Source organism: Pseudomonas sp. FSL R10-1350 (assembly GCF_009600525.1).
In the GTDB taxonomy this organism is placed as follows: Bacteria; Pseudomonadota; Gammaproteobacteria; order Pseudomonadales; family Pseudomonadaceae; genus Aquipseudomonas; species Aquipseudomonas helleri.
The window spans coordinates 218,162-230,222 of the sequence record NZ_WIVR01000002.1 but is presented as its reverse complement, the minus strand read 5'-3'; the positions used below and the strand labels follow the sequence as shown (position 1 = coordinate 230,222).

Below are 12,061 nucleotides of genomic sequence, written 5' to 3'. Positions count from 1 at the left end.
TGAACGCAGAATTCGCGTGTTTGATGAGGCTCGGTCAGGCGCTGGGTACACGCGCCCCAGTGGCGATCCTTGAACAACTGCTGGAGAATCTGCGGCACGCTGCGCTGCTGAAAGATGCGCCAGTCTGATTGCAGGTTGGCGCGGGCCAGCTCGGGCTCGATACGGGCGCGATACCAGGTGCGGCGAAAGCCGGTCTTGCCTTGCTCGAACTGGCTGATCAACCCGTGCACGTACCGCACTGGCTGGCCATTTTGGAAGAGGGTCAGTGTGGCGGGCTTGTCCAGCAGGGTGGCGAAGTCGGCATTGGCGGATTCACTGATCAATTCAACGTTTAAACAGAAAAGTTCAGAGATGCCTTCGCTCAGTTCAAATGACACCACATCAAAGGCAATGTCGGCTGTTGAACTGAATGTAAACCGCACATTCTGTGAAGAGGGCATGAAGGCTCCCGCATATTAAGTGCATGGGCAGGTTTAATTAATGAGTGTTCGGGCATGTAAGTGCCCACGGTTAAATAAACGTGCAAGTGTTTGTAGGTACGCTTGTCAGGCTTGAATTGCCTGTTTTATTGATGTGATAGGCAAGATGCTTTTATATTTATTCGTCTATGGCGTCTCGTTGTTTATTCGACAGGTCTGTTTATATAAATACACACCCGTTAACACGTTTAAATGTTGGCTTGTTGGCCAGTTTGAACAGGCCAGGTGAACGCGGTATCGCGAGCAATATTGACCATGTGTAAAAGGTGAAAAGACTGGTTGCTGGCGTATAACGCCATAAAGTGCGACAGGACACTGCCGAACACCTGTAAATCGCCCTCGCCACTGAAGGCTGCCGGATCGACACAGAGCGTGGTTTGGCTGCCCCGCATCGGGATGCCCTTGAACACATAGTCTATGGGCTGGTTGCTGACCTTTTTGATGCCATTCAAGCGGTGCTGGGTGGCCCGCTGATGCTGCAGGTCATGGGGGGCGATGAAGTCGTAGACCTGCAACACTGCCTTCAACGCGGCGGGTGAGGTGAGGGACAGTCGGTTCAGCGACAGGTTGGAGATCAGCGCCCAATGCGCTTCACCGTCAAACACGGGCGGGTATTGAGGTGTCGGCCGGGTCAGGTTGCGGTAAGTGGCAAAGGCCGGTGTTGTTTGGGTCACCAGGCAGATATCGCCGATTTCCAGTTGCTGGGGCACGTCATTGTTGGTGCAGGTCAAGGCAACATTGAGTTCTTCGCGCTGACCCAGGTAAGGGCGCTGATTGCCGTGTATCAGGCTGAGGGTATGCCTGGCCTGTTGCGTCAGCAGCTCGGGTTCAACCGCCAGGTTGTAATAGGCCGCTTCTTGTTCGCTGGCGGTTTCGACGCGATGGGCCAGCGACTGGTAAGGTTCGAAACGCCGCTCGGGTTGTAGTGACTCGGGGTCACGTTGACGGGCGCTCACCCTATCAACGCTGAAAATACTGTAAGCCTCCGGGCGCCGGGTGCGCGGGCGTACGATTTGATTCAGTTCTGCACCGTCCAGCAGGATCGGCTCGGCCGGGTGCTCAAACAGGTTGATGGCTGGGGTGCAGTACAGGCAGAACGTCTCGGGGCTGATCTCTACTGAAGCGGGCAGCGGTTTTGAAAAATGCAGCTCCAGGCGCACGGTTTCGCTGGTTTTTTCGGGCAAATGGCGCTTCAGGCCTTTGAGCGTGAACCCATGGAAACGCTCGGGAAAACAGAAATACTCCTGCAGCAGGCGATAGCCGTTCTCGTGTGGAGCAAAGCCAGGCAGCAGTGCGTCATCGGGTTCGAAGCCGGCAAAACTCAAGATATTTGGCGGCAAGCTGAGTTGATGATCACCGATGCCCAGGCTGATTCTCTTGAGGTGCTGTGAGAGCCATTGGTACAGCACCAGCGCGTTGGCGCTATTGACGCCGAGGTGGAAATCCAGCCGGTCGCAGTTGATCTGGTTCCAGGGCTGTTGCGACAGAGCTTGCAGCTCAAGGCTGATAACGGACTTTTGCACGCTGTGGGAGACACTGGCGCTGCTGACCACCATCGGGTGCAGGTGCACGTCGGTACAGGTGCGGAAGGTGCAGTTCACACCATTGACCGGCTTGGCATGCAACAGTGTGCCCTTGGGGATGATCTGCGAGCCGCTGAGCGCATGTTGCACCGGTTCAAAGCGCATGAGCGTGGTGCTGGGCAATGGCCGCAGAGCATTCGGGGCGACCATTTGCAGCAGCGGGTGAGTGAGTTCGGGCAGATCATCTTCAATCTTCATCGCCAGCTTGGCGGTCAAAAAAGCGAAGCCCTCCAGCAAGCGCGCCACATCCGGGTCGCTGGCTCCCGGCCCTAGAAAAGGTGCCAACTGCGGATTGTCCTCAGCAAACTCGCGCCCTAACTCCTGGAGGTCGCGAAGTTCTTTCGCAAAGCGATCTTTCAAGGACATGGCGATACCGATTAATAAAGGGTTGAGTTCGGGTGGTTAGTTGCAGGAAGTATTTGTAAGAAACTTCCTGCAACTAACAGCTGTGAGGTTTTATGAGTGGACAGTTTCAGGTTGAATAACTGCGCAGTGAGTACTTATCCCTACATGAAGTGAGTCTAGGCAGGGGGCTATGCAGTCACAACCATCTAGCAGAAATCAGGAGCGAACTTACCTGTGATGATGTTTTTGTCTGACAGTTAATTCCTACATAGACATTGTTTGGGCGAAGGTACAGTTGGGCTAAAGGCGCGATTGCTCGTATGCCGCTGTCATGACTTGCCAGGTGTGTGTATCCGCCGGAATCAAATGTTCGATGCGCAGTGAGGTGACGGTGATGTCGAGCGGCATGCCGAAGGTGGTGAACGTGGACATAAAGTTCAGCTCGCCCTGCGGGCATTTAATACGCGTCAACACCAGCGGAGGGAGTTCGCCGGGGCCTGTTTCAGGGGCGTCTGGTGCGGGCAGGCGCTCCAGTATTCTGGCCAGGGCGGGGTTGTCCAATGCCTCGCGGGTAGCGCGCTGCCAGGCAACATGGCGGATTTCGTCGGCATTGATCAAATGATCACCCAGCCCGCCGGGCTGTAGCAGGGTGACTAACAGATTTAACCCATGTGCCGAATCACTCGGCAGGCCGACAAGGTCGAACAGCACTTGAGTGCTGGCATTGGCGGCCAGCACTTCCCATTGGCTGCCCAGCACAATGGCCGGGGCCGGGTTGTTGGCGTGCAGGACATGAGTGATGGCCTCGCGTACCGCGTCCATGGCGGGAGAGGCCAGCGGGGTGGCTTCATAGCGGGGCGCATAACCCGCCGCCAGAAAAACACTGTTGCACTGCTCAAGGGGCGCTTCGAGGGCCATCAGTAAATGATGCAGCGTGGCGGGGCTCGGCTTGGCCCGCCCGGTTTCGATGCAACTCAGATGGCGCTGGGAAACCCCGGTGATCAGAGACAGCTCAAGCTGGCTCAATCGGGCGTGGCGGCGAAGCTCACGCAACAGTGGGCCGGCGGTGATCGTGGGTGGGGTGCGCTGAATCGGTGGGCTGCTCATGGGCGAACTCTGGCAGTGCAAACGGGATTAGTCCATGACCTGTGAGGTCATTGCTGAGCAGGCAAAAGTATCACTAACGTGGGCCTCCCATCAGTCGTTGCAGTTTTCCTGGATGAAGACATGAAAAGACCGTATCTCGCCCTTGTCGCTTTACTGGGTTTCTCTGTGTACACGGCCTATACCCTGTGGCTGGCAGAGCAGCCACTGATTGAGTTTGGCCTGGCTCTGATGTCCAGCCCCGACACCGCTCAAGTGGTGATTGACCTCTATTTGATGGCGGCCCTGGCGTGCGTATGGATGTACCGGGATGCGCAACGGCAGGGCCGCTCTAAGGTCTCGCTGTTGCCTTACTTCATGCTGACGGCTGTATTCGTATCCATCGGCCCGTTGCTGTACATCGTGGTCAATGGTTTTAAAGACAGGGCGCAGCCATGAGCGGCGTGTTGAGTGTCTACGCGCTCTGCGTGGTGGTGCTGTGCGTGAAGATGTTTGCGCTTTCCTGCTATCAAGGCTTCTATCGCATCAAGTCCCTGGCCTTTACCAATCGTGAAGACGCAGGTTACTTCAACCGCCCGGTCAGCCCGAAGGAATTGCCGCAAGTCGCACGCGCCGCGAAAGCCTGGGCTAACGATCTGGAGAACATCCCTTTGTTCTTTGTATTGGGCGGTTTGTGTTGTGCATTGGAGACGTCGAGTGGTGCCACGATTTGGCTATTCTGCGTGTTCAGCGTGGCGCGCGTGTTGCACTCTGTGTGCTATCTGGCAGGGTGGCAGCCTTGGCGAACCGTCGCGTATGCCGTCGGCATTGTTTGCCTGTCGGGGCTGGGCGCAATGGTCGGGCTTAGGGCGCTAGCGACGCTGTGAGGGGATTAATGACCTGCAAGGGAGTTAACAGGCTATGAAAAAAACCATAAGAGTTGCCAATGTCGGCGATATCGACACCATTTTTGAAATTCGAACCCGTGTTCGGGAAAACCATTTGTCACGTGAGCAATTGGCAGACATCGGCGTAACGCCAGAGGCTATCCGCGAAGTCATTGCGAACGCACCCTGCATTTGGGTTGCCGAGGTCGATGGCACCCCAGTCGGGTTTTCCATGGCTGATCTGCAAGACGCGTGCGTTTTTGCAGCCTTCGTTTTGCCGGACTACGAGGGGCTCGGTCTGGGTCGCCTGTTGATGGCGAAAGCGGAGGCTTTTCTGTTTGAGCAGCACTCCACGATATGGCTGGAAACCGCTGAAGCCAGTCGCGCCAATGGCTTTTATCGAGCACTTGGCTGGCAGCCTGTGAAAGATCTGCCTGAGGGTGATATCCGCTTTGAAAAGAGCATCCCAACCCTTCGTAGCAGTTGACGAGCACCGCGAGGCTACGTCCGATTGCGAAGCGATCGCAAATCCTCAGTGCCAGATTTAACTGACACACCGCAGAGCATGGTTTTACGACTGCTGCGCAGCCGGACGTGGCCTCGCAAAGCTCGTCAACTGCTACGGGTATGTGTTCATCGGTTTTGAGGCCGCGTTGTCAATTTGCCAAGTGGTTCAAGATGTCGTCGATTGCTCTGCGATCAGAGCGACGAAAACTTTTTTTTGTGATCTTGGGTCTCTAAAATGGCGACCTTGATTCGCTGATAGACATCGGTCTTTTGGAAACCTGAGGGGCAGCACCTGCTATGACTACTACTTCAAAACCTCTGATCGTTATCACGGGTGCGAGCTCCGGGATTGGCCTGGCAACCGCACGTCTGCTCTCGAGCGAAGGCCACCCATTGTTGCTGCTGGCCCGTCGGCTGGAACCCATGCTGGCGTTGCAATTGCCCAATACGCTGGTCTTGTCGGTAGACGTGACCGACCGTGAGGCGGTGGTTAACGCGGTGAAACAGGCCGAAGAACAATTCGGCCCGGTGGATGCCATCGTCAACAATGCGGGCGTGATGCTGCTGGGCAGCATGAGCGAACAGGACCCGTCTCAATGGGACACGATGCTCGACGTCAACGTACGCGGCCTGCTCAACGGAGTACTGGCTGTGGCAAGCGGCATGGTTGCGCGCAAGCACGGCACCATCATCAACATCGGTTCAGTGGCCGGGCATAAAACCTTCCCGAATCATGCCGTCTATGTGGGCACCAAATTTGCGGTCCATGGGTTGTCCGAAAACCTGCGTGAAGAACTCTCGCCAAGCAACGTGCGGGTCGTGACCATCGCGCCAGGCGCGGTAGAAACTGAGCTGCTGGGCCACACCACTGACGAAAGCATCAAGGACGGCTATCAAGAGTGGAAGCAAGGCATGGGCGGTGTTGTTCTGTCGCCGGAAGATGTCGCCAGAGCCATCAGCTACGCCTATTCACAGCCGCAAGGCGTGTGTATTCGCGAAATCGTCATTGCGCCAACCCGTCAGGAACCTTGAGTCCTGTTAACGTTTGCCAGCAAGCTGCGCCCATCGCCAAAGCGGTGGGTTGGGAGTGAACACCATGAGTGATCGCCAGATCATCGTTCCAGACACCATGAAATTGCTGGCTGAGCGCGCCGGTTATGCGCCTGCGGTCAAAGTCGGCACAACGCTGTATTGCGCAGGTCAGGTCGGGCGCACGGCGGATTTAGTGGTGATAGAAGACCCCGAACAACAGTTTTTGGCCGCCTGGGAAAACCTTCGCCAGGTGCTCGCAGCCGGTGGCTGTGGCTTTGAGGATGTGGTCGAAATGACCACCTATCACATCGACATGAACCAGCACATGCCGCTGTTCAGGCAGGTGAAAGACAGCCTGTTCCCCCGCAACACCTGCGCATGGACCTGTATTGGCGTCAGTGAACTGGCCAAGCCCGGTTTACTGGTGGAGATCAAGTGCATCGCCGTGCAGCGATCAGCGTCTGCGAGGGACTAAGCTCAGCGCTATCGCGCTAATCAGCGCAGCTTTCGTGGTGCCGTTCATGCTATAAACGGCGCCCAAAAAAAAGGAGCTGCAGGTTATGGATATCAAATGCTCGGTGTTTATCGCCGCCAGCGTAGACGGTTTTATCGCACGGGAAGATGGCGGTATTGAGTGGCTGCACTCGTCTGAGTATGAGTGCCCTGCGTTGAATGGCCTCAGCTACGAAGACTTCATGAACAGCATCGATGCGTTGGTCATGGGGCGCAAAACCCTGGACAAGGTGCTGTCATTTCCTGAGTGGCCTTATGCGGATAAAGCGGTCATCGTGCTTTCCCGTCTAGGCGTGAGCTTGCCAGAACCCTTGCAAGGCAAGGTTGAAGTATTGGCAGGCGAGCCGGCCGATATCGTGGCGCAGTTGGCGGCTCGCGGTATGAAGCATCTGTACATCGACGGTGGGCAGACCGTTCAGGCTTTTCTTGCGGCAGGCCTGATCAATGAGCTCGTCATCACCCGCATTCCCGTGTTGCTGGGCCGGGGTATCCCTTTATTTGGCCCGCTGGGCACCGAACAGAAATTACGCCTGATCGACTCGTCGATGTCCGATAACGGCTTTGTGCAAAGTCGCTATCAAGTGCTTTGAGTGGCTTTTAGCGTCAGCCCCCAGAACACCAGCGCTGTCAGACTGACGCTGGCGCCCAGCGCGCAAACGCCCGTCCACCCATACAGTGTGTAGAGGGTGGTCGAGGCGAGTGCGCCGAGGCCGCTGCCCACGGCATAAAACAGCATGTAGCAGCCAACCACCCGGCTGTGTGTACCCGTGCTGGTACTGAAAATCATGCTCTGATTGGTGACATGAATGGCCTGGGCGCCAAGGTCCAGCACCACCACGCCAAGAACCAGCCACAGGATGGACCAGGGGGTGAGCGCAAGCATCAGCCAGGCCAGTATCAGCAGCGCCAGTGATAAACCGGTGGTCCATTGACCCAGCCCTTTGTCCGCCAACACGCCTGCACGTGCCGCCGCCAAAGCACCGACCACACCGACCAGACCAAAGGTGCCGATGGTGGTATGCGAAAAGGAGTAGGGCGGGCTCGTCAGCAGAAAAACCAACGCGCTCCAGAAGATGCTCAGCACCGCAAATATAAACAGCGCAAGCATGCCGCGGACTTGCAGCACGCGATCGTTTTTCAATAGCGTGAACATTGAAAACACCAGCTTCGGGTAGGGCATGGGAGGCGTAGAAGGACGCTGCGAAACCAGCGATATGCAGAGCGTAACCGCCAGCGCCACCATCACCAGCGCCGCGCCCAGATACACCCAGCGCCAACCGGCCATGTCCGCGATCAATCCGGCGGCCAGCCGTGACAGCAGCAGACCGATAACGACCCCGCCTTGAACTGTCCCCACTACGCGCCCGCGCTCTTGCGGCAAACAGGCCGTCGCGGCATAGGCAATCAGGCCTTGGGTCATGGCCGTGCCCATAAGACCGATGGCCAGCATGCTGACTAACATCACCGTCGGGGAGTGCGTCATACCTACACAGAACAGTGCGCCGATCAGGGCGACAATCTGCATCAACATCAAGGAACGACGGTCCATCTGGTCGCCCAGCGGCACAATCAGCAGCAACGCGAGTACGCTACCGACTTGAGTAGCAGTGATGACACCGCCAACCGCAGCCTGGCTAATGGCAAAATCGGCGGCCACTTGATCCAGTAACGGTTGGGCATAATAGACGTTAGCGACGCTCAACCCGCTCGCGCAGGCAAACAGCCCCACCAGGCTGCGCGGCATGGGCGTATTCGCGGGTCCAGGCGTCAAGGGGCGGGTGGACAGGCATTGATCAATGGACATAGTCGAACCTTTGGTTAATCCAGTCTCAAATAAAGACCGATTTGATTCTAGATCTATCAGTCTTAAAATGAAACTGCTTTTTTGATTCGATCTGATGTCCGACACACACCAAGGAACCGGCATGAGCAAAACCCACAACCTTTCAGCGCAAACCTGCCCCGTGGCACGAACGGTCGACTTGATTGGAGATCGCTGGTCATTATTGATCGTGCGGGACGCCTTCGATGGCGTGCGCCGGTTTGGCGATTTTCAAAGTGGCCTGGGGGTGGCCCGCAGTGTTCTGACCCAGCGCCTCAAGGCGCTGGTTGAAGCGGATATTTTGCAGGTGCGCCCGGCATCCGATGGCACGTCGTATCAGGAGTACGTGCTGACAGCCAAGGGCGAGAGCCTGTTTACCTTGGTCGTGGCGCTGCGCCAATGGGGGGAGCAGCACTTGTTCGGGCCGCACGAAGCCCATTCACGACTGCTGGATACCGTGACACAGCAACCGCTGCCGCTCATGCAACCAGTGGCGGCGGACGGTCGGGTGATTGCTGCGGAGCAAACACGGGTGGATAAAGAGGTGTTGTAAATGCGTTTTACCGCTTGATCGCCTGCGCCGCCTGGGCCAAGCGCTGTGTAGCGCTGCGGATTTCTTCCTGGTTGAGCGAGGCAAAGCCCAGGCGCAGGGCATTTTCAGGGTGATCGTCGGGTGAAAACTGGCGAGCGTTACGTATCACCAGATCCAGCTCCAAGGCTTTTTCCACCAATTGGTTGACGTCGATTGAGTCAGCGAACCGGACCCACAGCGCCAGTCCTCCTTCCGGTTCCTGTACGGATATCTGCTCGGCAAACGCTGCCCGCAGGCAACTGAGCAGCGTGTCCCGGCGCTGGCGGTATTCTCTGGAGACCCGTCGCAGATGCTTCTTCAGTTCGCCGTCGTTGATCAAGTCCCCCAGCATCCGCTGCATGACGGCATCGCCCTGGCCCAAGGTCACCGCAGCGGTGCGCTCAAGGGCCTGGATGAGATTCGGCGGGGCAACGATGTAGCTGCAACGAAACGTGCTGCCCAACGATTTGGACAGCGAGCCGATGTAGATCACATGCCGCTGCGCGCTGTCGCTGGCAAGAGGCAAATAGGGGCGGCCGGCAAAGTGGTACTCATGGTCATAGTCTTCTTCGATGATGCAGAAATCATGCAGTCGGGCCAATTCCAGGAGTTGCTGACGACGCCCGGCACGCAGGCTGACGGTGGTAGGGAACTGGTGGTGAGGGGTGAGATAGACCATCCGCACGCTGTGCAGCCGGCACAAGTCTGCTAGCTGATCGATTCGGCAACCTTCATCGTCCAGATCCACGGTTACCAATCGCGCGCCCAACTGGCGGAAAATTTCCCAGGCCGGGGGGTAGCTCAGGCGTTCGACCACCACCACATCGCCGGGTTTTAGCATCACGCTGGCCGTCAGGTACAGCGACATCTGCACACCCTGGGTCAGGCAAATCTGCTGCGCATCCACCGCCAGGCCGCGATTATGGCGCAGCATTTCGGCCAGGGCGTTGCGCAGGTACTGGCTGCTGCTCTCGCTGCCATGGCGCACGGTGTTGGTGGTGAAACTGTTGCGCAAAGCGTTGCGGTAGTAACGGTGCAGCACTGCTTGGGGCAGCAAGCGATGGTCAGAGGCGCCATTATCGAAAAACAGCGCCCCGGTCTGATGTTGCAACGCGATGACCTGCTCGCCCGGGTCGAAATAGATCGCGGCAGGGGTTGGCTTGAGCGCCAGGGCAAATGATGTGGGTGCACTGGGGGCCGCAACTTTTCCCGGCGCCAATAGTGTGCTGACGAACGTGCCGCGACGTTGAAGGCTGACCAACCAGCCTTTGGTCACTGCCTCTTCGTAGGCAAGGATCACCGTCTTGCGATTGACGTCCAGCAGACGGGCCATTTCCCGCGTACCGGGCAACAGCGTTCCGGGGCGCAGGCGGCCTTCGACAATCGCGCTCACTAACCCTTCGATGATCTTTCTGTATGACGCTTGCGGCTGCGCGCCATCGAGTTTGAGCAGCGGGCGCCATTTGCGAAGCTGGACCATATGAATTATCCAAAACTGGAGGTTCTTGGGGTCCTAGTCTAACGCAACAATCGAACCTCAATTGCCCTGAGGTGTTTATGCAGAACCGCCATGTCGTAGAGTTGTTGCCCTCGGGCAAATCGTTTCAAGCCGCCGATCAATTACTCCTCGACGCCATGCTGGCCAGCGGTCTTGCGGTGCCGTTTTCTTGCAGGCGTGGTGCATGCGGGTCGTGCAAGGTCAAGGTGGTTTCAGGTCACTACCGCGCAAAGCAGCTCGCGCCAGACGCTCCAGCCCCTTGCTACCCGCTGGCGGCGGACGAGATGTTGCTGTGCCAGAGCCATGCTTGCAGTGACATGCGCCTGGAAATACCCGGTTGGTCGTTGGACGCGCCGGTGCGGGACGTCAGCGCACAGGTGATCAGCAAGCGGGCACTGAGCGTGGATGTTGTCGAACTGGTTTTGCTGCCCGCTCAGCCCCTTGAGGTACGCGCCGGCCAGTACGTCAGATTTCGCCTCGATGATGGCGATAGCCGCTGTTTTTCCGTGGCCAATTTGCCTGCACAGGACCAAGGTCAGTGTGTGTTTCATATTCGTCAGGTCTGTGGTGGACTGTTTTCCGAGGGTATTCTGGCAGCCCTGCAAGTGGGCGACAGGCTCACTCTGGAAGGCCCTGTCGGCGCGTGCACCTGGCAGCATGAGGATGAGCGCCCGGTTGTGTTGTTCGCCACCGGTACCGGGTATGCCGGCATCAAACCGATGCTGTTAACGGCGTTGGACCGTGATGCCGAAGTTACCTTGTATTGGGGTAATTCAGCGCCAGAAGACTTCTACGATACTGAGTTTCTGGATGAGGCCAGCCGCGCCCATCCACGTTTTAAGTGGCATCGGGTGCTGTCGACAGACGCCCGCGTACAGCAGGTCGCGCAGGCACAGCCGCACAACTGGGCCGATAGCCAAATCTATGCCTGTGGCAATAGCGCGATGATCAATCAGGTGCGTGAAACCTGCCTGGCGTCGGGTGTGCAGGCCCATCGTTTTGTCGCTGAAGCTTTCGTCCCCAGCGGGGCATTACCGCCAGCTTCATCATTGAAGGCATTGGACCCGGTGCTGGAAAAAGTCGGTCCGCGCTACTCACTGGATGGCATGCTCGCAGCCCGCGAGCAAACGGTACGGGCATTGGCCGCCATCGCTGAGCAATTGAAAGTCGGCATGACCACCGCGCAAGCTCTTGATATGGCCAGTCAGACCTTGCAGAGCATGGGGGCATCCCACACCTGGCACCCGACCTATATACGTTTTGGCGACGACACCATCCGCACCCCGCGCCAAGGCATTGACCCACAGCGCAAGCTGCGCGCCACCGACATCGCGGTGGTCGACCTTGGCCCGGTGTGGGACGGCTATGAAGGTGATTATGGCGACACGTTTGTCTTCGGTGAGCACCAGCTGTATGAGGACTGCGTCAAGGCGCTGCACCAAGTGTTCGACGAAACCCGCGACGCCTGGCACCGCGGACTAACCGGGCGCGAGCTGTATGATTTCGCAGAGCAAAGTGCCCACACCAAAGGCTGGCGCCTTGAGCGCAACCTCGCCGGGCACCGCATTGCCGACTTCCCCCATGCCCTGTTCGGGCAAGACAAGCTGGCAGAGATCGAGATCGTCCCGAGCGAAATGGTCTGGGTGCTGGAAATACAGTTGTGTCACCCTACAGAACCGGTCGGGGCGTTTTTTGAAGACATCCTGATTGGCGAGCAACGGAGTCGCTGACAAGGAACGCA

The 12,061-nt window shown here is 57.6% G+C and carries 13 protein-coding genes; 8 read left to right on the top strand and 5 right to left on the bottom strand.

All coding sequences use genetic code 11. The features are described from left to right. The 3 genes from GHO25_RS02035 to GHO25_RS02025 all read right to left on the bottom strand — a co-directional run. A partial coding sequence (locus GHO25_RS02035) for a contractile injection system protein, VgrG/Pvc8 family (protein WP_256677140.1) occupies positions 1-440 on the bottom strand: 440 nt, incomplete at its 3' end. Between the two features lie 227 nt (positions 441-667). Next, positions 668-2,428, bottom strand: coding sequence for a type VI secretion system baseplate subunit TssF (tssF, locus tag GHO25_RS02030; protein WP_153389743.1), 1,761 nt, complete (start codon positions 2,426-2,428; stop codon positions 668-670). Between the two features lie 279 nt (positions 2,429-2,707). Then, positions 2,708-3,514, bottom strand: a complete 807-nt coding sequence (locus GHO25_RS02025; protein WP_153389742.1) for a helix-turn-helix domain-containing protein — start codon at positions 3,512-3,514, stop codon at positions 2,708-2,710. Between the two features lie 120 nt (positions 3,515-3,634). On the opposite strand from GHO25_RS02025, the gene GHO25_RS02020 reads away from it, so the two are divergent. From GHO25_RS02020 to GHO25_RS01995, 6 genes are all read left to right on the top strand, one after another. Continuing rightward, positions 3,635-3,949, top strand: coding sequence for a DUF2834 domain-containing protein (locus GHO25_RS02020; RefSeq protein ID WP_153389741.1), 315 nt, complete (start codon positions 3,635-3,637; stop codon positions 3,947-3,949). Next, positions 3,946-4,377, top strand: a complete 432-nt coding sequence (locus GHO25_RS02015; RefSeq protein ID WP_153389740.1) for an MAPEG family protein — start codon at positions 3,946-3,948, stop codon at positions 4,375-4,377. Before GHO25_RS02020 ends, GHO25_RS02015 begins: the two co-directional genes overlap by 4 nt. Before the next feature lie 34 nt (positions 4,378-4,411). Further along, positions 4,412-4,864 (top strand): GNAT family N-acetyltransferase, encoded by a 453-nt coding sequence (locus tag GHO25_RS02010; protein WP_153389739.1) that lies wholly within the window; start codon positions 4,412-4,414, stop codon positions 4,862-4,864. 317 nt (positions 4,865-5,181) lie between these two features. Next, complete coding sequence (locus tag GHO25_RS02005) at positions 5,182-5,916, top strand: SDR family oxidoreductase (RefSeq protein ID WP_153350636.1); 735 nt, start codon at positions 5,182-5,184, stop codon at positions 5,914-5,916. Positions 5,917-5,980: 64 nt separating this feature from the next. Continuing rightward, complete coding sequence (locus tag GHO25_RS02000) at positions 5,981-6,391, top strand: RidA family protein (RefSeq protein ID WP_153389738.1); 411 nt, start codon at positions 5,981-5,983, stop codon at positions 6,389-6,391. An 85-nt stretch (positions 6,392-6,476) separates the two neighbouring features. Then, a complete protein-coding gene (locus GHO25_RS01995; protein ID WP_153389737.1) occupies positions 6,477-7,019 on the top strand; it encodes a dihydrofolate reductase family protein in 543 nt (180 codons plus the stop codon). On the opposite strand, the gene GHO25_RS01990 is transcribed toward GHO25_RS01995, so the two are convergent. Continuing rightward, entirely contained in the window at positions 7,007-8,233 is a 1,227-nt protein-coding gene (locus GHO25_RS01990) for an MFS transporter (RefSeq protein ID WP_153389736.1), read from the bottom strand. The genes GHO25_RS01995 and GHO25_RS01990 overlap by 13 nt on opposite strands. A 121-nt stretch (positions 8,234-8,354) precedes the next feature. Between GHO25_RS01990 and GHO25_RS01985 the strand changes: the two genes are divergently transcribed. Further along, the gene (locus GHO25_RS01985) at positions 8,355-8,804 is read left to right on the top strand and encodes a helix-turn-helix domain-containing protein (RefSeq protein WP_153389735.1); all 450 of its coding nucleotides are present in this window, start codon (positions 8,355-8,357) and stop codon (positions 8,802-8,804) included. Between the two features lie 7 nt (positions 8,805-8,811). Here the strand turns inward: GHO25_RS01985 and GHO25_RS01980 are convergent, their stop codons facing one another. Continuing rightward, positions 8,812-10,302, bottom strand: coding sequence for a PLP-dependent aminotransferase family protein (locus GHO25_RS01980; protein WP_153389734.1), 1,491 nt, complete (start codon positions 10,300-10,302; stop codon positions 8,812-8,814). Positions 10,303-10,379: 77 nt separating this feature from the next. On the opposite strand from GHO25_RS01980, the gene GHO25_RS01975 reads away from it, so the two are divergent. Continuing rightward, positions 10,380-12,050, top strand: a complete 1,671-nt coding sequence (locus GHO25_RS01975) for an NAD(P)H dependent flavin oxidoreductase family protein (protein ID WP_153389733.1) — start codon at positions 10,380-10,382, stop codon at positions 12,048-12,050. Positions 12,051-12,061: the final 11 nt, after the last annotated feature.

Excerpts from the sequence above, each read along its gene's own strand:
- GHO25_RS02005 (WP_153350636.1), top strand. The coding sequence starts at position 5,182 with ATGACTACTACTTCAAAACCTCTGATCGTTATCACGGGTGCGAGCTCC.
- tssF (WP_153389743.1), bottom strand. The coding sequence starts at position 2,428 with ATGTCCTTGAAAGATCGCTTTGCGAAAGAACTTCGCGACCTCCAGGAG.
- GHO25_RS01975 (WP_153389733.1), top strand. The coding sequence starts at position 10,380 with ATGCAGAACCGCCATGTCGTAGAGTTGTTGCCCTCGGGCAAATCGTTT.
- GHO25_RS02000 (WP_153389738.1), top strand. The coding sequence starts at position 5,981 with ATGAGTGATCGCCAGATCATCGTTCCAGACACCATGAAATTGCTGGCT.
- GHO25_RS01985 (WP_153389735.1), top strand. The coding sequence starts at position 8,355 with ATGAGCAAAACCCACAACCTTTCAGCGCAAACCTGCCCCGTGGCACGA.
- GHO25_RS02015 (WP_153389740.1), top strand. The coding sequence starts at position 3,946 with ATGAGCGGCGTGTTGAGTGTCTACGCGCTCTGCGTGGTGGTGCTGTGC.
- GHO25_RS01995 (WP_153389737.1), top strand. The coding sequence starts at position 6,477 with ATGGATATCAAATGCTCGGTGTTTATCGCCGCCAGCGTAGACGGTTTT.
- GHO25_RS01990 (WP_153389736.1), bottom strand. The coding sequence starts at position 8,233 with ATGTCCATTGATCAATGCCTGTCCACCCGCCCCTTGACGCCTGGACCC.
- GHO25_RS02020 (WP_153389741.1), top strand. The coding sequence starts at position 3,635 with ATGAAAAGACCGTATCTCGCCCTTGTCGCTTTACTGGGTTTCTCTGTG.
- GHO25_RS02025 (WP_153389742.1), bottom strand. The coding sequence starts at position 3,514 with ATGAGCAGCCCACCGATTCAGCGCACCCCACCCACGATCACCGCCGGC.
- GHO25_RS01980 (WP_153389734.1), bottom strand. The coding sequence starts at position 10,302 with ATGGTCCAGCTTCGCAAATGGCGCCCGCTGCTCAAACTCGATGGCGCG.
- GHO25_RS02010 (WP_153389739.1), top strand. The coding sequence starts at position 4,412 with ATGAAAAAAACCATAAGAGTTGCCAATGTCGGCGATATCGACACCATT.